Origin of the sequence: Dokdonia sp. R86516, assembly GCF_044596715.1 — a bacterium.
Lineage (GTDB): Bacteria > Bacteroidota > Bacteroidia > Flavobacteriales > Flavobacteriaceae > Dokdonia.
Map to the genome: position 1 here is coordinate 2,598,479 of NZ_CP138998.1, position 23,752 is coordinate 2,622,230.

The following is a 23,752-nucleotide window of genomic DNA, read 5'->3' on the forward strand; positions in this document are numbered from 1 at the left end:
GGAAGCCGACTTATTGCGGATTTCTTTCCATGTATTTTTTGAGCATTCCGTTGGTCTTTTTTTGAATCGAGTTGCGCATAAATCCTGACCATCCTAATAAAACTCCTGGCAACCCAAGTGCTTGTTTGGTCCAGCTATACATATCAAAAGTGTCGTGATGTTCTATGATTTTACCATCCATAAATGTAAAGTTTGCAGTCACATGATTTACTACGGGACGTTTTTTTGGTCCGTACGGATAGTGGGCTGTCCACTGTGCGCTTCCAGTGGTGGCTGTGGTTTCAATGTTACTATAGCTCACTTTATTGGCTCCTTTTCCACGCTCGATAAGCATGTGCCACATGGCTTTTGCTTCTTTGCCATGTAAGGTTCCAAACGCTGGATCAGAAAAAATAATGTCATCATGATAGCAATCAGTCATTCCTGCAGCATCTCCGTTAGTAAACGCTTTGTAAAATGTTTTAGTTAGAGTATTGTGGTTCATGAGGTTCATTTTTAGCTTCAACTAGATGGTATGGCAATTATTGAAGTAGTAGCATATTTGTATAAAAAAGATGGGTACACTTTCGCGAAAGCGTACCCATTATTTTAATTAATCCATTCCTCCTTTACGGGTAGGAGATCTAGGAGTAGGCCATTCTCTAGGCTCTCCAGAACGACGGTCTATAGGCAATACCGCTCGCTCACGAGAAGTAAACTCTGGGTCTTCACTAGCCATATAGGTTAATATGGCTGTAAGAATTACGTTGTTACGTATATCGTCAAAAACTATTTTATCATAGGTGTCACGGTTAGTGTGCCACGTGTAGTTCCAATATGACCAATTAAGGCTACTTAAGCTAAAACCTGGCGCACCAGCTGCTTGAAAGGAGGCATAATCAGATCCTCCGCGTGCGGGAGCACCTGGAAACGTAGTCTCAATTTCATTTGTAATTTCATTTGGCACTGCACTAAGCCATCTACTAAGATAATCATAGCTTCTTAAGAATCCGCCACCATTAAGGCGTACTACGCGTCCAGTACCATTATCTTGATTAAAAGATGCCTGCACCTTTGCTACAATCTCTGGATGATCTTCTACAAATGCTCTTGATCCGTTAAGACCTTGCTCTTCACTTCCCCAGTGACCTACAAGAATAGTGCGCTTTGGGTTAGGGTAAATTTTCTTTAAAATACGCATAGCTTCCATCATAACTAGCGTTCCTGTACCGTTGTCTGTTGCTCCTGTACCACCATCCCAAGAATCAAAATGTGCTGAGAGTATCACATACTCCTCTGGTTTTTCGGTTCCTTTTATTTCTGCAATAGTGTTAAAAGTAGGTACAACTCCAAGCTCTTTTGAAATGGCTGTAATATTGATTTTAGGTGTGTGACCAGACTCAGCAAGTCGGTATAGCATCCCATAATCTTCAAGCTCTAAATCTACGGTTGGGATTTTCTTCGTGCGGGCGCTAAAGATTTTATTCACACCAAAACCTCTAGACCAGTTTGAAGTAACAATCCCAACAGCACCAGCATTTTCTAGTGCTTCTGGTAGACCTCTACTTGTAAATCCTGTGCGTTGTATGTTATCATTCCATAGGTTAGAAAGTGAGTCGCGTTGTCTTTTCATTTTGGCAAAAGACTTTTCGGTTGCAAACTCCTCCCAGTTATAATCTGGTCGTCCCGTGATTTGTGGTTTGGACAGGAGTACAATTTTTCCTTTTACGTTCTTGAGCCACTTTGTAAAATCCTTAGCATCTTTTACCGTAGGTAAGGTAATTACCTCTGCAGTAACTCCTTCTTTTGATGTGCTAGGATTCCATGCGAGTTGTGTACCGCGTAGACTTTGTACACGTGGTTCTAGCATATCTATGTGTGAGATACCACGTTCCCAGCCGCGCCATTCTCCGTACTGCTCATTTCTCGCGTCAATTCCCCAAGATTTGTATTGAGCTACTGCCCAGTCATTGGCAGCTTGCATTTGTGGCGTTCCTACAAGTCTAGGTCCTAATACGTCTGTAATCTCGTGTGCTAGCGTTTCTAGCTGTGAGTTTGTGGTGGCTTCTTTAATAAGCGCTTGAACGGTTGGGTTGTCCTTTTGGGCAAATAGCGAGGTGCTTAAAAGAAGACCTAGCGCTAGTGTGCTGTATTTTAATTTCATTTGGATTGGTTTTTAAGATGGTAGAAGTTACGAATGCATTTTAAATTAAGAGCAAGATGACTCACAATAAAGTGCTTACATGCTTGTTAATTAAAATTATTCGGAGTTTTGTAATCAACTAGTTATTAGCAATGACTGTTTCTACACCATTAGAAACATGAGTAATCGTAAAAGAGTAGTCAGTGAGATTTGCCTTTAAGGTGGCTGTATCCTCATGCTTTTTCCAACTAATTTCCAGCTGACTAACATCTTCAATTTCTATGGTCATTGTTCCAGAAAAAGCAGCAGCGGTGTTGCGTAAACGCAGTAATTCTAGTTGTTTTGAGACCACAGGTTTTTCTAGACCGCGCTCAATATCTTCTTGTGTTAATGTAGTGCGGTTAATTTCTTTATGACCTCCGGTTCCAGCAGCGTCTGCCGCCTCATAATCATTCTTTCCTGCAAAAAGGTCTAAGTACCAAACCTGGGGGATTCCAGGCATAAATATTTGTAATGCACGAGCAAGCAAGAGCTTGCGGTCATCTTCGCCCAAGGCGCTGTAAAACGTGGCGTTTACTTGATAGTAGGAGATTTTGTTTCCTTCGGGATCATAGATATTCTTGACACGTCCACCACGACTTAAAATCGTTTCAATGATATGTTCAATTTCAGTGTCTTTTAGGAGTCCTGGATGGTTATTTCCTTGTGCATCTGTGATTCCTTTCAGGTCGAGTACGGGTATCCCGTCGTGACAACCTAGCATGTTTACGGTTTTATAACCTTTGGCAATCACTTCTTTTGCCCATGACAAAAGAGCGCTAGCGCTTCCAGTTTCAATGGTGTGAATAACAAGTCCAGGGAAAAAGAAATCATAGATTTGATATCCTTCAGAAGCAACTTCGTCGTGTAGGCCTAAACCATATTCAGAATGAATTTCTGGCAATAAAGTAAGATCATACTTTTGAGCAATCTGGTTGATACGCTCTAGATATGTCCACGTCCCAGGTTTATTGAAAAAGTTGGTTTGTCCCACTTCCTTATGCAAATAAGCAAAAGCATCTAGGCGTAAGATTTTACACCCAAAATCGGCTACCTTTTTTAGTGTTTCATCATAAAAATCCCAAACCATTTCAGAATTTCCATTTACATCCATTTGCCCTAGGTAAGACCGTCCTTGCTCTATAATCTTAACAAGCTCTGGAATGTGAGGTGTTACGCTTTCGCGAAAGCGTACTTCAGAAATATCATACCCACCAGCAATGGCATTATTTATAAGAGCTACGGTATCCTTTTTATCCTCGGTTGATAGTTCGCTTAAAGTTTTTAAATCTTCAATGGTAATTTCGTGATACGTGATTTGCTGATAAAAAGTGTTCCAGTACGGGCGTTCTGTACCATCTGGAAACATTACTTTGAGCACTGGTAAGCCAGGCTTACGCATGAATAACTTATCTAGGTACTCTTTTTTGGGAACAGCGACACCATTGTTGTAGGCATCTGCATTACCTTCCCAAAAGGTATTCCAGTCAATAAAAAAGTCTTTATAAATAGAGTTGTCACCGTTTTCTAGCATGTCTTTAAACTGTGGTGAGCCTACAGAAAGATGGTTAAGCACAATGTCAAACTTAAGCATGACATCTAGCTTTTTAAGCGCATCAAGATCCTCTTGACTAACCAAATCTGAATTTATATTATAGTCTATGATGGAGAAACCGCGGTCTAGATCACTGTTAAAAAAAGTGGGTAGTACATAAAACAAGGAGAAGACATCCTTAAGTTCTGGACGCTGCAATAAGGTAACAGTATCGCGTAGCTTTTTACCTATGCTATCTGGATAAGCATTAAGCATTACACCATTGGGAATCTTAGACTTCATAAACACGAATTAATTGTGAAATCTAAAAATAGCGAAATTGATAGAAGAAAACACTTATATCAACCGCTTCGTCTAAAATTATTGTGCTTTACGCTGCGCAGCGATAATCTCGCCAACGGCTTGCCTATATTTTACAGGATTTCCTGCTTTTTTGATAGCCTTATACACCTTATGCGGATTGTGAGTAGACTGTGAGAAAAACTCCCAGAATCCTAGCATTTTCATCTTGATAGGCGTAGGGCCAGATAATGCCGCATCATACTGCTCGTAAATCGTATCGTGAAAAGCTCTAAAAGTTTCCCAGCGCTTTGCAGGATACTCTGTCGTATCTGCTTTAATCATACTTGGTAAAAACGGATCTGCAATGAGACCTCTACCTATCATAAAATGCTTGATAGAAGGAAAGCGCTCGCGCATTTTTCTAAACTGCTCAACGCTTGTAATATCACCGTTGTAGTACAAGGTATGTTTTGCCACGTCTATACATTTCTGAAATCCTTCCAGATCAACACCGCCTTTATAGAGCTGTTTACCAAGCCTAGCATGAATAGCCACATTTTTAAGGGGATATTTATCGAGTACTTTAAAAGATTCTAAAATCTCATTTGGGCTCTCATAACCTAAGCGCATTTTCATAGAGATGGTCACATTAGACTCGCTATGTGCACGATCAAGAATATGGTCTATTTTTTCTGTGTTACAGATAAGTCCAGAGCCCATTCCGCTTTTTGTAACCATCGGGTAGGGGCAACCTAAGTTCCAGTTGAGCTCTGTGTAGCCCAGTGACTCAATATATTTAATCACAAACATAAACTCATCTGCACTTGCCGTCATCACCTGTGGGATTACCTCAAGTGTCGTGTTTACTGCAGGATCAAGGTCGCGTTGATAAGATCCTTTTATCTTCATTTTCCCATTGAGACGTATGTATGGCGCGTAGTAAGTGCCTATACCACCAAAAAAATGCTGTTGCGCATTACGGAATCTAAAGTCTGTAAAGCCTTGTAAAGGCGAGGAAAGAAGAGTAAAGGACATTGAATCTATTTGGCAGCAAAGATAAATTTAAAAAGCATGGTATGTCTTATGTTTTTTACGGTTTGCGAAGTTCGTGTGGGACGAGTTTGTCAAGAACGTACCTTTCTAAAACAAACCTTTTGTCATCTTCACATATTATGACTAGCTTCGGATGGTGATTCTAGCACCATCCATCCCAGAAATTCAAAAACATATTGATCATTATTGGATACTCAATGATGCAGGAATATTATCACTCGGAAGTCCGTTTATGTATGCCTATCCTGGCATTACTCCAGATATGATTATTGTATTAAAAGGGCATTACACGATGACTTACATGGGAAAAATTTATCATTCTGATGCGAGTAGGCTTTTTAGCTTCATTCACGATCAGGTTTATCTTGATTTATCTGCTCTTAAGCGATGTATAATTGTGAAGTTTAAATCACGTGGACTCTCATCCTTACGTCCATTTTTACGGGCAGATGCGCAAACAATTATGCGTGACTCTGTGGCGTGTCTAGATGATGTTTTTGGCGTTGCAATTAACAACTTCATTAGCTACTTAGACACACTTCAAGCTCCCCAAGTCGTTACTGCGTTAGATGAGTGGTTCCTCGAGCAGTATAATAAACAAGCAGAAGGTTTTGTAGTAGAAATGGCACAAGAAATAAGCAGCACTTTTGACATGAAAACCATCATGGATGCTACGGGATATTCATATAGCACTATGGAGCGTCATTTTAAAAAAGACACAGGGCTTACTCCTAAGCGGTTCCAGTCGTTGCAACGTTATAAACTTGCTTTACGAGAGTTATACATCACTCGTAATAGCGACTGGCAGCATTATGTAGTCAAATATGGGTATTATGATCAGTCGCATTTTATTAAAGATATTAAGCGCTATACCTACCTCACACCAGGGCAATTGTTAAAAACCGCTGCCTTTATAAAAGTGCGACCTATGTAATTGTGACGAATTTTTACAATGGACGTTTTCGCGAAAGCGTCATCTTTACCAAAAATAAAAACAATGAAATTCAGATACTTTTATATTGCTCTTTGTGCTTTACTTACAAGCTGCGGAACTTCTCAAAAAGCTGTTGATTATGATGCAAATCCAGCTATTAATCTTCAGCGTATTTTAGATGAAGAGACAGGAGAGAAGTTGGCTCACTCTACGGGTTTATCACTCACCGTAATTTCGCCTAAGCTTGATATTGACTTTACAGGTGCAGCGGGCTTTGATAGTTTAGAAAAGGATAGAAAACTTGATGCGGCACAACCTTTTAGGATTGCAAGTCTTACAAAAGTCTTTGTAGCGGTTGCTATTATGCGCTTGCGCGAAAATGGCCAACTAGCATTAGACGATGCTATCACACAATACATTAGTCAAGAGCATATTGAGATACTAAGAAAAGGCGGTTATCATCCAGATGCAATTACGATACGTCAATGTTTAATTCACTCTAGTGGCCTTTATGATTATGCCGAAGGTGGTCCAGAATATATTGAGGTAGCTTCAAAAACACCCTCAAGACGATGGACGAGAACAGAACAAATCCAGTTTGCGATGGATTATGGCAAGCCACATGCAGCAGCAGGAATAGAGCAGCATTATAGCGATACGGGATATATATTACTAGGGGAGATCATTGAAAAATCTACTAACACAGGACTAGCCGAAGGCTTACGAAGTCTTTTAAAGTTGGATAAAATTGGGATGAACGCCACCTGGCTTGAAACCTTAGAACCTAGCCCAGAAGGATTATTACCGTCTGTAAAAAGGTACGTGGGACCGCTTGATGCGTCAGAGTGGGATGCCTCTGTAGATTTATATGGTGGTGGCGGTCTGGTTTCTACCACAAGAGATTTAGCGATGTTTCTACAAGCGCTTTTTGACGGGCAAATTTTTGAGCACGAAGATAGTCTTGCCGTAATGCTTTTACAAAAGGATTATGATGCTGCGGGAAAGCAACTACCTATACAGCGACTAGGTTTTAGGAGTATACAAGGAAAGAAAAATGATATCGTAGCCTATACTCATTCGGGTTTTTGGGGTACACTTTTTATTCATTTCCCGGAGTATCAGTGTAGCATCGCAATTAATAATACTAACGATGCAGATAGTGAAGCTTTGCAACGTGTAATTAATTATATGCTTTGGTTAGGTAAGCAGTCATAAGTTATAATGTATACTAAAAGTTCCCTGCTTTTTTACGCTTCCCGAAGTGAATTCGGGACAAGTTTCGCGAAATGAATTCAGGAAGAGTTTCGCGAAAGCTTATTTCCTTAAAGACGAGGCTTTATCATTACGTAGCGAAAATCGATAAAACAAAAACGAAGCACCTAAGCCAACTGCCGAAAACGCAGCGAGTAGCCAGAACACAGCCTCATGACCCGAACGACCAGGCATTCCGTCTAAAAAGTAGCCAATCATAGGTCCTGCAAAAATATCTGGTGTGTAGCCTATAAATGAAATAACGCCTACCGCAGTACCTGTGAGATACAACGGAATATTTCCTTCCTTCATCACGGCAAAGTACAGTACCCGCGCAGCATACATACCTACGGCTGTGATAATGATAGAGAGAAAGAATAGGATGGTAGTTCCTTCATGAAGCACTCCCGAAGCGAATAATATGGCACCAAGAACAGACAGCACAAAACCTACCATCAAGTATACAGAAGCTCTAGATCTATCTGCTAGAAAACCAATTACCACGCCTACTACAGGACGAACAAAAAGTAAGAAAGTACCCGTTTTGGCAGCGTCCACCTCATTGTATCCCATGACTACATTTGCATATAGCGAGAAGATATCTGTGATTTTATAGCCTACATATGCACAAAGTATAATGACCATAAGCAAGCTTACAGAGGGTAGTAGCATCACTTGTTTTATGGTGTTTACGGTTATTTTTTCTCGATTGATTTCCTCAGCTGCTACATCACTTTTAAGAAAGAAAAACACAAGAACCCCAATAATCGCTACAATGGCAGAGGAGTAATAGATTACAGAAGTAAACGCCTCCGCTTGCTGTTCTGGTGATAGTTCGCTTCCATTTTCTGGAGCGAATAGCGAAAAAATAAGCACACCCAACGCTCCAAATAACGCACCTACAAGGCCGCGACCGCCATCTAGAAAGCCGAAGGCTTTCCCTTGGCTTTTCTCACCACCCCAAACACGCGTAGCTTTAATCATCGCTGCCCAAAACAAGAAAATCGTTGTAAAACCCCAAAAGCCATACAGCACTTGCAAAGTGACTAGCGACGGATTATTAGCATATACAAGTCCGCCGAAGGCGGTTAGCACAAGCGCTACACCCATTAACTTACGAGGAGGAAACCTATCTGCCAGCGGACCGCCAAAAAGATACGACACTAGCGCTACCAGACCATAAATAGAAAAGCAAAAACCAAGCTCTGTGTTGTTTATCTCAAATACATCAAGCACCGTCGCCCTAAAAACCCTAGCCAGTACAAACGGCAATATAAAAACCGCCTCTCCCGCTAGTATGAGCAATAGGATGTAGGTGATGGAATGTTTTGGCGGTTTGGCGTCCATAGGTTGAGTGGTGGTGTTTACTCAAAGATATGGTTTTGGTGGGGATGGGTGGGAGTATTTTAAAAATCTTAAAATATGTTTTATCTAATTAATAGTAAATGTGCGAACTGTAAATATTTTATGAATTACCGCGTAACTTGATATAAAAATCGCAAATTATCATTACATTTGCTAAAAATAGATCAAATCGTTTTTTGATAAAATTATAATTATGACAAGTTTCGGACATTTTATTAAAACTGAAAGAGAAAAAAGAGAGTGGACACAAACTGAATTTGGAGCAAAAATCGGAATTAATTCAAGTGCAATTAGCAGGATTGAAAACGGAACGCAAAAATTCAGTAAATCTAAATTAAAATCACTCGCTACTTTATTTGAATATGAATTTCAAAAAATAACGGACTTGTTTTTTGCTGATAAATTTGCGAGAGAAGCGTTTAAATACAAATGTTCGGATTCTATTTTTTCAGTAGCAGAAGATACTGCACACTATATAAAGAATACAAATGTTAAACAAGCTGAATTGGATTTATGAAGACTAAACTAAAATATATAGACTTGTTTTCAGGAGCTGGTGGCTTCTCATTAGGTTTTGACAACAAAGGTTTTCAAAATGTATTTTCCATAGATATTGAACCACAATTTTGTGAAACGTACAAGCATAATTTTTCAAATCATCAACTTATCGAGAAAGATATTTGTGATTTATCTGACTCTGAAATAAAATATCTCAAAGAGTATGACGAAATAGATGTTGTAATTGGCGGACCACCTTGTCAAGGATTCAGTATTGCAGGAAATATTGGTAGAAAGTTTGTTGATGACCCAAGAAATAGATTATTTAAAGAATTTGTAAGAGTCGTGAAAGTGGTAAAACCAAAATTCTTTGTAATGGAGAATGTTGCAAGATTATACACTCACAACAAAGGTGCAACAAGAAACGAAATAATAAAAGATTTTGAAAAACTTGGATATAAAGTGGATTGTAAGATTTTAAATTCAGCAGATTACGGTGTTCCTCAAGTTAGAAAAAGAGTAATATTTATTGGTACTTCAACAAATCAAAAAATTGAATTCCCACAACAAGAAGTAGAAAACTATGTTTCTGTAAAAGAAGCATTATCAAAATATCCAAAATTAAAATCTGGTGAGGAATCTTCGATTCCTAATCACATTGCAATGTCACATTCAGAACAAATGCTTACCAAAATGAGTTATGTTTCTGATGGTGGAGATAGAAATGAGATTCCAGTAAATATTAGACCAAAGTCTGGTGATGTTAGAAAATATATAAAATACGCAAGTGACAAACCTTCGGTTTGTGTTACTGGAGATATGCGTAAAATCTTTCATTATGAGCAGAATAGAGCATTAACAGTCCGTGAACTTGCAGAATTACAGTCATTTCCGGATGACTTTGTTTTCAAAGGAAATAGAATATCACAACAGCAACAGGTAGGTAACTCTGTTCCACCTAAAATGGCAGAAGCAATTGCAAAAGTAATTATCAAAATGAGTAAAAATGTTTAAGTATCCTAAAGTCAACTATATTGGCAATAAAGAAAAAATTGCAAAATGGATTTGTGACCAATTTCCAAAAGATGCGGATACACTTTTTGATGCTTTTTCTGGAGGTTGCTCTTTAAGCTATGAAGCTAAATGCAGAGGTTTAGAAGTTTATACAAATGACATTTTAGAAATAAATTATCATATTGCTAACGCTTTAATCAAAAACAATAAATCTCTTTTAACCAAGGAAGATATTGATCTCATATTTTCTGGGAAACCATTTGAAGGTTTTATGTTCGATAATTATTCGGAAGTATATTTCTTTCCAGAAGAATGCAAAGAACTTGATTTATATAGAGAGAATATTGAAAAGTTAGATTCAGATGAAAAAAAATCATTGGCTTTTTCTTTAATAAGAAGAGCTATGGTAAGAAAAATGCCATATTCTCGTTTTAATCTTAATTGGGACAAAATTGTTCAATTACGTGATGAAGAATACAGTTATGAAAAGTACAAACGAAGAAGAGCTTATCACAATCAATCATTCAAATTTCATTTTCTAAAAAATTTAGATGACTATAACAACTCTGTATTTAACAACAACAAAGAAAACAAAGCATATAATGACGATATTTTTAATTTAATAGATAAAGTTTCAGCAGATATAATTTATTTAGACCCACCATACACAGGTACTATGAATAATTACTTTGGCTTTTATGGTTTGGTAGATGATTTTATTACCTCAAAGAAAACAAAGCCTTTTGAGAATAATTTTATTAATAAAAAAAATGCTGTTGAGTTGTTTGATAATTTATTTTCAAAATTATCCCAATTTAAATACTGGTATTTAAGTTATAATAACTCGTCTTATCCTTCAAAAAGTGAACTTTTATATTTACTAAATAAATATTCTGATAATGTTCAAGTCATTGAGAGAAAACACGTTTACAAAATCACAGGAAAAGAAAAAAAAGAAACTAATAAAGAATATTTATTTATTGTGAAAAATGAGTTATCCCAAAAAAATATTAAAAAAAAATATGCCAAAGCAGAATTATGAAAACTATTGGAAATTAACCAATGCCTTTACAGATTATAATGGGCAGAAATTTTTGGATACTTTGGCTGTTTGCATTCAATTTATTGATGATTTCAAAACAGAAGAATATTCAGAGGATAAATATTCAAGGCTGCAAGACGAAATATATAAAGTAAATCCAATTAATCATATTTCAATTCGAAAATCAATTAACCAATTAGTTAAAATGGGTTTTGTTAATTCTTTTTTAGTTTCATACCATCCTCAAGCTCAGGAATATATTAGTGCTCGAACTAATAAAAAAAGAGTAACATTATTATCAAAAATTGTTTACTCAAATTCAAGTTTTAATCGAGCTGTAAATAATGAATCTTCTATTAAACAAATTAATTTTTTGGTTCAAACTTTAATTGAAAAAGGAAAGCTATCTAAAGAAGAAATAATAGCTTTAATGCTTGTAGATATTGAAGCGCAAAAAGAAACTTTTTTACCAGAAAACGATTTAAAAAAATATGTAAAGGAAGCAAACAATATTGGATTTTTAAAAAGGAAATATAATCAAATTGGCTATTTATCTAACTTATTAGGTAAGTTAGATGATTTAGTTTTCGTTAATGATGATTTATACTTTAAGGAGGATGCTGAACAAATTTTTGGAGAAGATTTAAAAGCTGTTTCAAAACGGAGAGACCCATATTTGCACAGATTATACAAAAATCAATTACAAGACGAATGTGAAGAAATATACGGAAACCCAATGTGTGTTTTAGAGCAACTAACTTATCCTGTATTAATTGCAAGTCATATAAAACCATTCATTGATTCAGACGAAAATGAAGCTTATGACCCAAATAATGGTTTACTTTTAAGTCGGACAATTGATTCTCTTTTTGACCTAAAATATATTTCTTTTTCGGACGAAGGAGAAATGTTGTTCTCAAGCCGAATTGCTGAAGATGTAAAGGACTTTTGGGGAGACTATAGGCTTGAAAATAGTATTTTGAATGATAAACGTAAAATTTTTCTTGCTTATCATAGGAATTTAATGATAGAGAGAGATGCTAAAGTTTGAATGACGTTCACAAAAGAAATCGGCGAGAACAATGAGTCTTTACTAGATTTTAATTATAAAGTATTTCTAAATATATTCTACAAAAAAACCACCCAATTCCTCGGGTGGTTTTTAGTTTGTTACACTTTCGCGAAAGCGTACTTATAAGAAATCAATAGCGCTGCGTACTACTCAATGGTGAGTACAAGGTCATTTTGTGAGACCATATTGCCGTCGCTTACGGTGATGGATGCCACTCGGCCGTCTTTTGAGGCGACTACGGTGGTTTCCATCTTCATGGCTTCTATGATAAAGAGTGGGTCGTTTTCCTTTACCTCTTGCCCTTTTTTGACAAGCACTTTATAGAGAGATCCTTGTAGGGGAGCGCCTATCTGGTTGCTGTCTTCTGGGTCTACTTTAAGATTTTCTACTTTCTTAATGTTGAGCGAGGTGTCGTGTACTTCGACAAAGCGGTTTTCACCATTTACTTTAAAGAACACGGTGCGCATTCCTTCATCACTAGGTATCCCAATAGAAAGTAACTTGATGATAACAGTTTTACCAGGCTCTAGCTCAATGAGAATCTCTTCTCCTAATGCCATACCGTAAAAGAAATTCTTAGTAGGTACGAGGGCCAGGTTACCGTACTTCTTGTAATTTTCATGCGCTTGCTCAAAAACCTTAGGGTAGAGCATGTATGATAAGAAGTCTTCCATCTCTAGAGGACGTGTAAATCCTTTTTGGAATTTGGCCGTAAAGGTTTCATATTCCTTGTCAAAATCTACAGGAGCCAGATGCGCGTTAGGGCGGTCTGTATAGGCGTCTTTATTCTTTAAGATGATAGCTTGTAATTTTTTAGGGAATCCGCCTACGGGCTGTCCTAAATCGCCTTTAAAGAAATTAATCACAGATTCTGGGAAGGAAATTGTGTCGCCACGTTCCATCACATCTTCTGGCGTAAGGTTATTAGTCACCATAAATATCGCCATATCACCCACTACTTTTGAGCTAGGTGTTACTTTAACTAGGTTTCCAAACATACTATTTACAGCTGCATACATCTTTTTTACTTCGGCAAAGCGATCACCAAGACCTAGCGCCGTTGCTTGTGGTCTAAGGTTAGAATATTGCCCTCCAGGAATCTCATGTTCAAAAACCTCTGCGGTTCCTGCTTTGAGTCCAGACTCAAAAGGGTAGTAGAGCTCGCGCGTGTCTTCCCAGAAATTTGAAAACTGATTGAGTTTATCCATCTCAAAAGGATGCTCACGTTCTTGATATTTCATCATCTCCACCACCGCATTAAAGTTAGGTTGAGACGTAAGTCCTGATAGTCCGCCTAGGGCTACATCTACCACATCTACATTTGCTTCAATGGCTTTAAGATAAGTAGCCGTCTGTAATGACGACGTATCATGCGTGTGTAAGTGTATCGGTAAGTTTACGGTGTCTTTAAGCGCTGTGACAAGTTCTGTAGCGGCATACGGTTTTAAAAGTCCTGCCATATCTTTTATGGCAATCATATGTGCTCCTGCGTTTTCAAGATCTTTTGCTAGTTGGGTATAATACTTAAGATCATACTTAGTTTGCTTTACATCAAGAATATCTCCGGTGTAGCTTATTGCACCTTCGGCGATTCCTCCTGTGAGGTTACGCACGTACTGGATGCTCGGTTCCATGGCTTTTACCCAGTTAAGCGAATCGAAAATTCTAAAAATATCTACGCCATTCTCCCAAGATTTTTCAACAAATTTCTCTATCAAGTTATCTGGATATGCCTTGTATCCTACGCCATTTGATCCTCTCAAGAGCATCTGGAAAAGAATATTAGGCACCGCTTTACGCAGTTCGCGCAGGCGTGTCCACGGGCTTTCGTGCAAGAAACGCAAGCAAACATCAAAGGTTGCACCTCCCCAAACTTCCATACTAAAAGTGTTAGGGTGATTTTTTGCAAAACTAGATGCTACCTTAAGCATGTCATACGAACGCATGCGTGTAGCCAGTAGGGACTGGTGAGCATCACGCATGGTCGTATCTGTAAAATGTATCTTTTTTTCTGCCATGAGCCATTTACAGAACTCCTCTGGACCTAACTCTGTGAGTAAGTCTTTGGTCCCTTTCGGGAAAGGGTCTGAGAGGCTGTATAATGGGGTTTCTGGTGTTCTAAAAATCTTAGAGTCGTCCTTTTTCTTTACGTCAGAATTTCCATTCACACTAACTTCTGCAAGAAACTGAACCACTTTTGAAGTTCTGTCTTGTGATAGCTTGATGTCAAAGAGGGAAGGAGTATTCTGTATAAAGTTTACGGTAGTTTTTCCGTTTTTAAAGGTATCTGTCTGGATGACATTTTGCAGAAAATGAATGTTAGTCTCTACACCACGTATTCTAAATTCTTTTAATGCTCTAACCATCTTACGAATGGAGCCATCAAGCGTTCTACCATGTGCAGAAACTTTGACAAGCATAGAGTCAAAAAACGGACTTACTTTATACCCTTGGTAAATACTTCCCGCATCAAGACGAATTCCCATACCAGAAGCACTACGGTAGGTAGTAATCTTCCCATAATCTGGCGTAAAGTTATTTACAGGATCTTCGGTTGTAAGGCGGCATTGTATCGCAAAACCATAAGTACCAATAGATTCCTGACCGTAAATTTTAATCTGCTTGTCTGATAGGTTGTAACCTCCAGCGACAAATATCTGTGTTTTTACGAGATCAATTCCTGTTACCATCTCAGTAACCGTATGCTCCACTTGAATACGCGGATTTACCTCAATGAAGTAAATATTATCATCTGCATCTACCAAAAACTCAACAGTACCAATATTGTTGTAGTTTACTTCGGTAGCAATGGCAACGGCATATTTGTATAGATTATCGCGTAGTGTTTGTGATAGTCCATAAGAAGGAGCCATCTCTACCACCTTCTGGTGTCTACGTTGTACAGAGCAATCACGCTCATACAAGTGTCTGATGTTACCGTGGGTGTCTGCTACAATCTGTACTTCTATGTGTTTAGGGTCTTCTACGTATTTCTCAAGAAACATGGTATCATCACCAAAGGAGTTAAGCGCTTCATTACGAGCCGAGTCAAAACTAAGCTGTAAATCTTCTTCTTTACGTATGATGCGCATCCCGCGACCACCACCACCAGAGGCGGCTTTAAGCATCACTGGATAGCCAATTTTTGTAGCTTCAGAAAGTGCAATATCAAGGGTGTCTAGCGCAATTTTATTACTTTCTATTATAGGTACATTACACTTTTGTGCTACTTTTTTTGCAGTGATTTTATCACCTAGTGCGTCCATCACCTCAGGTTTAGGACCTATAAAAATGATACCGTTTTCGGCGCATTTTCTAGCAAAGGTGGAGTTTTCAGACAAGAAACCGTATCCGGGGTGAATGGCATCTACATTTTTTGATTTGGCTAAGTCAATAATCTGATCCATATCAAGGTAGGGCTTGAGTGGCTCATTATTCTTGCCTATTTGGTAAGACTCATCTGCTTTATTGCGATGTTGTGAGTATCTGTCCTCGTAGGTATAAATCGCAACTGTAGCGATATTAAGTTCGGTACAGGCACGCAGTACTCTAATGGCAATTTCCCCGCGATTGGCGACAAGGACTTTTTTAATTTTCATTGTATAAGATAGGTTGTTGTGTTACGAAATCGTTGTAGTAGTAGGGTACAAAAAAAGCCACTTCAATAGGAGAAGTGGCTTTGATTAAATTAAATTTTCGCGCAAGCGAACATAAACACTTTTAAGTCATTTTCAATACGTAATCTATTACACATAGTTTTAGTGACTTATTAAAGTGTATTATGCGTCAAAGCGATATTTTCCATGTTGCTCCACATCTGCAGCAATCTGGTTACGTAAGCCTATTACGTTAGGCTGGTTTGTGTACTTTGTAAAACGCTTAAGACCCATAAGCATCATACGTTGCTCATCACCTTCGGCAAAAGAGATAATAGCTTCTTTAGCCTTCGTTTGGATAATATCTACTGCGTTGAATAAGTATAATTGCGTCATTGCAAGTTGCGTAGTCTGGCTCTCAAGACCAGAACGCTTGATATTCTTCTCTGTACGTAAGATTGCACTCTCAGACATATAGATTTCAATCAAGATATCTGCAGCAGCCATTAGTAATTGCTGGTGTTGCTCTAGCTCTGTTCCATATTTCTTTGCAGCAGATCCTGCTACCATTAAGAATACTTTCTTAAGGCGCTTAAGAAGATCTTTCTCTTCAGATAATGTTTCAGAAAAGTCTGGTGTATCAAAAGAAGGAATACCCATAAGCTCTTCACCTACAGCAGTAGCAGGCCCCATAAAGTCTACATGACCTTTCATAGCCTTCTTCACCATCATTCCTACCGCTAGCATACGGTTAATCTCGTTTGTACCTTCATAGATACGAGCGATACGAGCATCTCTCCAAGCAGATTCCATAGGAGCATCTGCACTAAAGCCCATTCCTCCAAAAACTTGGATACCTTCATCTGTTGTATTCTGTACATCTTCAGAAACGGCAACCTTAAGGATAGAACACTCAATAGCATACTCCTCAACACCTTTAAGCTCTGCTTCTTGGTGTGTGTTTCCTTCTGCATGACGCATCGCGATACGATCCTCTATGTTCTTTGCTGCTCTGTATGATGCAGACTCATCTACATATACATTTGTAGCCATGGTAGCAAGCTTTTGTTTGATTGCACCAAAGTTTACGATAGGAGTTTTAAACTGTACACGCTCCTTAGCATATGTTACTGCCTCGTTTACTACACGACGTTGTGCATCAAGACAAGCAGCTGCGAGTTTAATACGACCTACGTTAAGTGCGTTCATTGCAATTTTAAATCCATTACCACGCTCAGAAAGCATATTCTCTGCAGATACTACTGTATCGTTAAAGAATACCTGACGTGTAGAAGAAGAGTGGATACCTAATTTCTTCTCTTCGTCACCTAGTGTGATTCCGTTAGAAGGATCATTTTCTACGATAAATCCTGTGATGTTCTTATCGTCTTCTATTCTTGCAAATACGATAAAAAGGTTACAAAATCCTGCGTTTGAAATCCACATTTTCTGTCCAGAAATCTTGTAAGATTTTCCATCTTCAGAAAGTACTGCTTTAGTTTTTCCTGAGTTTGCATCAGATCCAGCACCTGGCTCTGTAAGACAGTAAGCTCCAAACCACTCACCACTAGCGAGTTTAGGCACATATTTTTGTTTTTGCTCTTCGTTACCGTATAAAGTAATTGGCATTGTTCCAATTCCTGTATGCGCTCCAAAGGCTGTACTAAAAGATCCAGTTGCACCAGAGATGTAATCACAAACAAGCATTGTAGATACAAAGCCCATTCCTAATCCACCATACTCTTCTGGTACTGCAACACCTAGTAAACCTAGCTCACCAGCCGTACGCATTGTTTCTTCTGTGTATGCATAATCTTTCTTTTCAAAACGCTCCCAGTGTGCCCATAGATCACGATCTACAAACTCTCTAGTACTGTCACGCATCATGCGCTGCTCTTCATTAAGATCTTCCATTGTGAAGACATCTTCACAAGCTGTTTCTTTTACGATAAATTGTCCACCGCGTAAGATATCTTTTTTTGTTTCTTCTGTTGCCATAATTAGATATTAGATTTGAGATTTTAGACGTTAGATAGGGGGTAATCATCCTTCTAAAATCTGATCTCTATTTTTAAATTGTGTTATTTTTTTAATTTTTCTTTTCACGCTTTCGCGAAAGCGAATTTTAAACAGATGAGACACTCCTTATAATAAGAGGTCTCATCTATTTTATTATTTAAGGAATTCGTAAATTCCTGCTGCTCCTTGTCCAGTACCTACACACATAGTAACCATCCCGTATTTACCTGACATGTCACGCTTGCGCATCTCATCAAATAACTGTACCGAAAGTTTACCACCTGTACAACCTAGTGGGTGACCTAAAGCGATCGCTCCTCCATTTACGTTTATAATATCTGGATCAAGACCTAGCTCACGGATAACTGCAAGAGATTGTGAAGCAAATGCCTCGTTAAGTTCGATAAGCTCAATATCATTTTGCTTAAGACCTGCCTGCTTCAATGCCTTAGGAATTGCAGCTACAGGACCTATACCCATGATACGTGGTGGTACACCAGCCGCAGCATAGTTTACCATACGAGCGATAGGCTCGATGTTAAGTTCTTTTACCATCTCCTCACTCATTACCATTACAAAGGCAGCACCATCACTCATTTGTGAAGAGTTACCTGCAGTAACGCTACCACCTTGAGCAAATACAGCTCTTAACTTTGCAAGGGCTTCTTTACTAGTTCCAGCACGTGGTCCTTCGTCTTTATTTACCGTATAAGATTTAGTTGCTCTCTTACCATTTGCATCAATATAGGTTTGCTCCACATCGATAGGAACAATCTGATCTTGGAAACGGTCTTCGGCTAGTGCACGTAGGGCTTTCATGTGTGAGTTGTATGCAAACTCATCTTGATCTTCACGAGATACGTTAAATTCATTTGCAACAGCCTCTGCCGTGTTACCCATTCCCCAGTAGTAATCTTCATGTCCAGACTTTACTACGGTATCGTAGTTAAGTTCTGGTTTAAATCCTGTCATAGGTACAGAAGACATAGACTCTGCTCCACCAGCGATAATACAATCACCCATTCCGGCTTGAATCTTTGCTACTGCCATACCGATAGTCTCTATTCCAGAAGAACAGAAACGGTTTACAGTTACACCTGGTACATCAATTACGTCAAGTCCCATTAAAGAGATAAGACGTGCCATGTTAAGACCTTGTGATCCCTCTGGCATTGCATTTCCAACAATTACGTCATCTATGCGTTTTTTATCAAACTCTGGCAGCTCCTTCATCATATACTGAATCGTTTCTGCAGCAAGCTCATCTGCTCGCTTGAATCTGAAGACACCTTTGGGAGCTTTCCCAACGGCTGTTCTATATGCTTTTACTATATATGCTGTTTTCATAATAACAGTGTTTCTTTATTAGGTTATAATCTCCCTCGTTGAAGAGGGCTAGGGGAGATGTTATTGTGTTTAGAAAATTATATGCTGATAAAATCTAAACTTATACATCCCCACCAACCTCCCCTTCAAAGGGGAGGCTAAGGGCAATTATATATTAGTTACGTAAAGGTTTTCCTTTTTGTAACATGTGCTGGATACGCTCTAGTGATTTTCTCTCAGTAGCTAGTGATAAGAACGCTTCACGCTCTAGGTCTAGTAAATACTGCTCAGAAACTCTTGTAGGCTCAGAAAGATCTCCTCCAGCCATCACGTAGGCAAGTTTATTTGCAATCTTCTTGTCATGCTCAGAGATGTAGTGAGAAGCTTCCATAGAATCTGTTCCTACTAAGAACATTCCTAATGCTTGCTTACCTAATACAAGTACATCATTACGTTTTGCCGGTTGAGTATATCCTTGGTCTGCCATCTGGCGTGCAACAGCTTTTGCTGTAGCAATCTGACGATCGCGATTTACCACCACGATATCTTTACCATGCTTAAGGATATTAAGATCATAGGCTTCATGAGCAGAGGTAGAGACTTTTGCCATACCAATAGTAAGGAAGTGCTCTTGAAGTACATTTAACTGTACATCACCTTTATCAAACTTATCTGATGCTCTTAAGGCCATTTCCTTAGATCCACCACCACCTGGTATTACACCTACACCAAACTCAACGAGTCCTATGTAAGATTCGGCAGCAGCTACTACGCGATCTGCATGAAGTGTCATCTCACATCCACCACCTAGTGTCATACCGTGAGGTGCAACAACCGTAGGGATAGCAGAGTAACGCAAACGCATACATGTATCTTGGAAATACTTTACAGCAGCATTAAGCTCATCGTATTCTTGCTCTACGGCAAACATGAAGATCATCCCAATGTTTGCTCCTACAGAGAAGTTTGTACCTTGATTACCTACTACGAGACCATCAAAATCTTTTTCGGCCATATCAATAGCCTTATTAACTCCTGCAAGTACATCACCTCCTATAGAGTTCATCTTAGAACGGAATTCTACGTTTAAGATTCCGTCGCCTAGATCTTGTACAGATACTCCCGTGTTTGAGAATACTTCTGTTTGTTTTCTGATGTTATCAAGAATGATAAATGAATCTTGACCAGGTTTTTTTACATGCGCTTTCGCGGAAGCGGAGTATACATGCGTAGCACCATCTTTTACAGAGTAGAATGTCTCTATTCCAGCAGCAGTCATATCTGTTACCCAAGAGGCAACCTCAAGACCTTCTGCTTTCATTAGTTCGATACCTTTTTCTACACCTACAGCATCCCAAATTTGGAATGGTCCGTGCTCCCAGCCGAAACCAGCCTTCATAGCATCATCTATCTTGTAAAGCTCATCTGTAATCTCAGGAATACGATTCTGAACGTATGCAAATAAGTGTGCAAAAGACTTGCGGTAAAACTCACCAGCCTTGTCCTTTCCACCTACGAGCACTTTAAAGCGATCATACACGTTATCGATAGACTTTGTAAGCTCTAAGGTTGCAAATTTTGCTCTTTTTGCTGAGCGGTAATCTAGTGTATCTAGGTCAAGCGTAAGGATTTCTTTTTGTCCTGTCGCATCTACACTCTTTTTATAGAATCCTTGACCTGTTTTTGAACCTAACCATTTATTCTCCATCATCGTGCTGATGAAACCTGGTAAGGCAAATAATTCTTTTCTTTCGTCCTTAGGGCAGTTCTCTGCAATACCGTTTGCAACATGTACAAGGGTGTCAAGACCAACAACATCTACCGTACGGAAGGTTGCAGATTTAGGGCGTCCTATAACTGGACCTGTAAGTTTATCTACTTCTTCTACAGTCATCCCCATTTCCTTAACGGTGTGAAATAATGACATAATTGAGAAGATACCGATACGGTTACCTATAAACGCTGGAGTATCTTTTGCTACTACAGATGTTTTTCCTAAAAATTGCTCACCATAATTATTTAAGAAATCAAGAACGCTCTGGTCTGTTTTTGGCCCAGGGATGATTTCAAATAATTTCAGGTAACGTGCAGGGTTAAAGAAGTGTGTACCACAGAAGTGCTTCTGGAAGTCTTCACTGCGACCTTCAGACATAAACTGGATAGGAATACCAGAAGTGTTTGAAGTAATAAGTGTACCAGGAGTTCTATGTTTTTCTAAGTTTTCAAAAACTTGCTTCTTAATATCAAGTCTTTCTACAACTACTTCTATAATCCAGTCTACATCTTTCACTTTTGCAATATCATCCTCAAGGTTTCCTGTGGTGATTCTATTTGCAAAAGACTGGTTGTAAATAGGAGAAGGCTTACTTTTTAAAGCAGTAGTAAGTGCATCGTTTACCATGCGGTTACGAACTACTTTATCTTTAAGTGTAAGACCCTTTGCTTGCTCTTTAGCATTGAGTTCTCTAGGTACGATGTCTAGCAAGAGTACATCTACACCGATATTTGCAAAATGACAAGCGATACCGCTTCCCATAATTCCGCTACCGATGACGGCTACTTTCTTTATTCTACGTTTTGCCATTATTTTACTAAGGTTTCTTTTTGGTTAAAAACTTTTCTATTTTGAATCAAATCATTGATAGTATCAATAACTTCATAAAAGTTATTGATTTTTTCTTCACTTATAGTATTTCTCACAGCGCCATTAAAGGTCTTTACTTTTGTTTTTGAGAAATCTCTTTTTTCTTTTCCAAATGGAGTAAGATGTATAAGAACTCCGCGTCCGTCTGCTGGATTAGGTTTGCGTTCTATCAAGCCTTTTTCTTCCATAGTCTTAAGTGTACGAGATAGGGAAGTAGCTTCCATTCCCATACGAGGGCCTAATGCTGTAGAAGGTGTTCCTTGGTCTGGATCTATACTTAATAGCGCAAAACCAACGGCCATCGTTACATCAAACTCTGCTGCTTGTTCATTATACATTTTCATTACTGCTTGCCAAGTGGCTCTCAAACAGTAGTCTATTGTTTTGTCATTCATATGGTTTTATTCCGAAATCGTTGTAAATATACAATAATTTACTATGCACGCACAGTAGTTTTTGCGAATTTTATTGATTATTAGTCATTATTTTATTTCTGTAGTTGCTAATACATTGACTGTAATATACCTCAACTTTGCAAAAATTTTGTAAATTCTATGTTATTATATCGTCTTAGTCTGTTCAATACAGTCAAAATGATAATCTATAAACGTTCACCTGTTAAAAGGAAGCCATTATCTTTGTCTACTGAGCCAGCAAATACAATTCCCTAAATGGCGACTTAAATTTATTACCAGTATGATAGCACCAGCAACACCAGTTAATGAGTTTAAGCGCATGAAAGCTTTACATGGTCTAGACCTTCTAGACACAGCTCAGGAGCCAGATTTTGATTACATCACAAAATTAGCTGCATATATATGTATGACTCCTGTAGCCCTAGTTACTTTAGTAGATGAAGACAGGCAATGGTTTAAATCAAAAGTAGGATTTGCTCCTTGTGAAACTTCGCGAGATAGCTCGTTTTGCGCACATGCAATTTTAACTCCTAATGAGATTTTTGAGATTCCTGACGCTACAAAGGATTTGAGATTTGTAAACAACCCACTTACAAAGGGAGACGCGCCAGTTATTTTTTATGCTGGAATTCCATTGCGCACTAAAGATAAAATGGCTGTGGGATCATTATGTGTTATAGATCATAAACCTAATAAGCTTAATCAAGAACAAAGAGAAGCACTTATCACCTTAGGGAAACAGGTCGAACGACTTTTTGAATTGAGATCTGTAAATGCTAAACTTAGAACTACTAAGGAAAACCTAACTAAGCATAATTCATTACTTCAGGATTTTGCCGGTACTGTTTCTCATGACCTCAAGATGCCACTAGCAAACCTCATACTTACATCAGATATATTAAAAAAGAAATATAATGACGAGATAGATGAAAAAGGTAAAAACTACTTGAGCTACCTTAAAAAGTCATCTATGTCTATGAGTAAGTATATCACTAATATTCTTACGCATTATGAGAGTACCGCTTATGATAAGGATGATGTGCATGAATTCATGCTTAATGATATGCTTGAGGATCTTGTAGACCTTCTTAATATTAACTACGAATGTGAAGTTCATTTCCCAGAAAATAATATAGAATTACATTGCAACAGATCTGCACTAGATCAGATTTTCTTAAATCTTATAGGAAACAGTCTTAAGTATAATGATAAGAAGCATACAGTAATAGATATTAAAGCTACACAAACGGCTAAGCACTTTGAATTTTCTGTAAGAGATAATGGTCGTGGTATTGAAGAAGATAAGGTTGATAGCATATTTACTCTTTTTAGTACCGTAGGACACCTTGATAAGAATGGAGAACGCGGCCATGGAATTGGACTTTCTACGGTGCAGAAACTTGTAAATAATCTTGGTGGTACGATAAAAGTAAAGTCGAAGCTTGGAAAATATACAGAGTTTATCTTCACCATAGCGAGGTAGCTAAGTACGCTTTCGCGAAAGCGTAACACTTCATGTCATTG

At 38.3% G+C, this 23,752-nt stretch carries 17 protein-coding genes; 7 read left to right on the plus strand and 10 right to left on the minus strand.

What is annotated here, in order from left to right; genetic code table 11:
* Positions 1-10: 10 nt before the first annotated feature.
* The 4 genes from SJY23_RS11670 to SJY23_RS11685 form a co-directional block, all read right to left on the minus strand.
* Positions 11-484: a nuclear transport factor 2 family protein gene (locus SJY23_RS11670; RefSeq protein ID WP_396596474.1), complete on the minus strand. Its 474-nt coding sequence runs from the start codon at positions 482-484 to the stop codon at positions 11-13.
* Between the two features lie 108 nt (positions 485-592).
* Positions 593-2,143, minus strand: a complete 1,551-nt coding sequence (locus SJY23_RS11675; protein WP_396596475.1) for a M20/M25/M40 family metallo-hydrolase — start codon at positions 2,141-2,143, stop codon at positions 593-595.
* 118 nt (positions 2,144-2,261) lie between these two features.
* Positions 2,262-3,998 (minus strand): glycosidase, encoded by a 1,737-nt coding sequence (locus tag SJY23_RS11680; protein WP_396596476.1) that lies wholly within the window; start codon positions 3,996-3,998, stop codon positions 2,262-2,264.
* A 78-nt stretch (positions 3,999-4,076) separates the two neighbouring features.
* A complete protein-coding gene (locus SJY23_RS11685; RefSeq protein WP_396596477.1) occupies positions 4,077-5,033 on the minus strand; it encodes a tRNA dihydrouridine synthase in 957 nt (318 codons plus the stop codon).
* 151 nt (positions 5,034-5,184) lie between these two features.
* On the opposite strand from SJY23_RS11685, the gene SJY23_RS11690 reads away from it, so the two are divergent.
* Together SJY23_RS11690 and SJY23_RS11695 are read left to right on the plus strand one after the other, a co-directional pair.
* Positions 5,185-5,985, plus strand: a complete 801-nt coding sequence (locus SJY23_RS11690) for a helix-turn-helix domain-containing protein (RefSeq protein WP_396596478.1) — start codon at positions 5,185-5,187, stop codon at positions 5,983-5,985.
* Between the two features lie 63 nt (positions 5,986-6,048).
* Positions 6,049-7,200, plus strand: a complete 1,152-nt coding sequence (locus SJY23_RS11695) for a serine hydrolase domain-containing protein (RefSeq protein WP_396596479.1) — start codon at positions 6,049-6,051, stop codon at positions 7,198-7,200.
* Between the two features lie 99 nt (positions 7,201-7,299).
* On the opposite strand, the gene SJY23_RS11700 is transcribed toward SJY23_RS11695, so the two are convergent.
* On the minus strand, positions 7,300-8,583 hold the full coding sequence (locus tag SJY23_RS11700) for a nitrate/nitrite transporter (protein WP_396596480.1): 1,284 nt from the start codon (positions 8,581-8,583) through the stop codon (positions 7,300-7,302).
* Positions 8,584-8,794: 211 nt separating this feature from the next.
* Here SJY23_RS11700 and SJY23_RS11705 point away from each other — a divergent pair, with 211 nt between their 5' ends.
* The 4 genes from SJY23_RS11705 to SJY23_RS11720 are packed head-to-tail and all read left to right on the plus strand — an operon-like array spanning position 8,795 to position 12,206.
* On the plus strand, positions 8,795-9,118 hold the full coding sequence (locus tag SJY23_RS11705) for a helix-turn-helix domain-containing protein (protein WP_396596481.1): 324 nt from the start codon (positions 8,795-8,797) through the stop codon (positions 9,116-9,118).
* On the plus strand, positions 9,115-10,113 hold the full coding sequence (locus tag SJY23_RS11710) for a DNA cytosine methyltransferase (protein WP_396596482.1): 999 nt from the start codon (positions 9,115-9,117) through the stop codon (positions 10,111-10,113). Before SJY23_RS11705 ends, SJY23_RS11710 begins: the two co-directional genes overlap by 4 nt.
* Entirely contained in the window at positions 10,106-11,155 is a 1,050-nt protein-coding gene (locus SJY23_RS11715; protein WP_396596483.1) for a DNA adenine methylase, read from the plus strand. The genes SJY23_RS11710 and SJY23_RS11715 overlap by 8 nt, the downstream gene beginning before the upstream one ends.
* On the plus strand, positions 11,136-12,206 hold the full coding sequence (locus SJY23_RS11720; protein WP_396596484.1) for an HNH endonuclease: 1,071 nt from the start codon (positions 11,136-11,138) through the stop codon (positions 12,204-12,206). The genes SJY23_RS11715 and SJY23_RS11720 overlap by 20 nt, the downstream gene beginning before the upstream one ends.
* A gap of 167 nt (positions 12,207-12,373) precedes the next feature.
* Here SJY23_RS11720 and SJY23_RS11725 read toward each other — a convergent pair whose 3' ends face one another.
* From SJY23_RS11725 to SJY23_RS11745, 5 genes are all read right to left on the minus strand, one after another.
* A complete protein-coding gene (locus SJY23_RS11725; RefSeq protein WP_396596485.1) occupies positions 12,374-15,826 on the minus strand; it encodes a pyruvate carboxylase in 3,453 nt (1,150 codons plus the stop codon).
* 180 nt (positions 15,827-16,006) lie between these two features.
* Complete coding sequence (locus tag SJY23_RS11730) at positions 16,007-17,821, minus strand: acyl-CoA dehydrogenase family protein (RefSeq protein ID WP_396596486.1); 1,815 nt, start codon at positions 17,819-17,821, stop codon at positions 16,007-16,009.
* 174 nt (positions 17,822-17,995) lie between these two features.
* Positions 17,996-19,189, minus strand: a complete 1,194-nt coding sequence (locus tag SJY23_RS11735) for an acetyl-CoA C-acyltransferase (protein ID WP_035337179.1) — start codon at positions 19,187-19,189, stop codon at positions 17,996-17,998.
* Between the two features lie 154 nt (positions 19,190-19,343).
* Positions 19,344-21,752 (minus strand): 3-hydroxyacyl-CoA dehydrogenase/enoyl-CoA hydratase family protein, encoded by a 2,409-nt coding sequence (locus tag SJY23_RS11740; protein WP_396596487.1) that lies wholly within the window; start codon positions 21,750-21,752, stop codon positions 19,344-19,346.
* The gene (locus tag SJY23_RS11745; protein ID WP_013752306.1) at positions 21,752-22,207 is read right to left on the minus strand and encodes a MarR family winged helix-turn-helix transcriptional regulator; all 456 of its coding nucleotides are present in this window, start codon (positions 22,205-22,207) and stop codon (positions 21,752-21,754) included. The genes SJY23_RS11740 and SJY23_RS11745 overlap by 1 nt, the downstream gene beginning before the upstream one ends.
* A gap of 301 nt (positions 22,208-22,508) precedes the next feature.
* Between SJY23_RS11745 and SJY23_RS11750 the strand changes: the two genes are divergently transcribed.
* A complete protein-coding gene (locus SJY23_RS11750; protein WP_396596488.1) occupies positions 22,509-23,711 on the plus strand; it encodes an ATP-binding protein in 1,203 nt (400 codons plus the stop codon).
* Positions 23,712-23,752 lie beyond the last annotated feature (41 nt).

Coding starts and splice junctions, on each gene's coding strand:
- SJY23_RS11670 (WP_396596474.1), bottom strand. CDS start 484: ATGAACCACAATACTCTAACTAAAACATTTTACAAAGCGTTTACTAAC.
- SJY23_RS11675 (WP_396596475.1), bottom strand. CDS start 2,143: ATGAAATTAAAATACAGCACACTAGCGCTAGGTCTTCTTTTAAGCACC.
- SJY23_RS11680 (WP_396596476.1), bottom strand. CDS start 3,998: ATGAAGTCTAAGATTCCCAATGGTGTAATGCTTAATGCTTATCCAGAT.
- SJY23_RS11685 (WP_396596477.1), bottom strand. CDS start 5,033: ATGTCCTTTACTCTTCTTTCCTCGCCTTTACAAGGCTTTACAGACTTT.
- SJY23_RS11690 (WP_396596478.1), top strand. CDS start 5,185: ATGGTGATTCTAGCACCATCCATCCCAGAAATTCAAAAACATATTGAT.
- SJY23_RS11695 (WP_396596479.1), top strand. CDS start 6,049: ATGAAATTCAGATACTTTTATATTGCTCTTTGTGCTTTACTTACAAGC.
- SJY23_RS11700 (WP_396596480.1), bottom strand. CDS start 8,583: ATGGACGCCAAACCGCCAAAACATTCCATCACCTACATCCTATTGCTC.
- SJY23_RS11705 (WP_396596481.1), top strand. CDS start 8,795: ATGACAAGTTTCGGACATTTTATTAAAACTGAAAGAGAAAAAAGAGAG.
- SJY23_RS11710 (WP_396596482.1), top strand. CDS start 9,115: ATGAAGACTAAACTAAAATATATAGACTTGTTTTCAGGAGCTGGTGGC.
- SJY23_RS11715 (WP_396596483.1), top strand. CDS start 10,106: ATGTTTAAGTATCCTAAAGTCAACTATATTGGCAATAAAGAAAAAATT.
- SJY23_RS11720 (WP_396596484.1), top strand. CDS start 11,136: ATGCCAAAGCAGAATTATGAAAACTATTGGAAATTAACCAATGCCTTT.
- SJY23_RS11725 (WP_396596485.1), bottom strand. CDS start 15,826: ATGAAAATTAAAAAAGTCCTTGTCGCCAATCGCGGGGAAATTGCCATT.
- SJY23_RS11730 (WP_396596486.1), bottom strand. CDS start 17,821: ATGGCAACAGAAGAAACAAAAAAAGATATCTTACGCGGTGGACAATTT.
- SJY23_RS11735 (WP_035337179.1), bottom strand. CDS start 19,189: ATGAAAACAGCATATATAGTAAAAGCATATAGAACAGCCGTTGGGAAA.
- SJY23_RS11740 (WP_396596487.1), bottom strand. CDS start 21,752: ATGGCAAAACGTAGAATAAAGAAAGTAGCCGTCATCGGTAGCGGAATT.
- SJY23_RS11745 (WP_013752306.1), bottom strand. CDS start 22,207: ATGAATGACAAAACAATAGACTACTGTTTGAGAGCCACTTGGCAAGCA.
- SJY23_RS11750 (WP_396596488.1), top strand. CDS start 22,509: ATGATAGCACCAGCAACACCAGTTAATGAGTTTAAGCGCATGAAAGCT.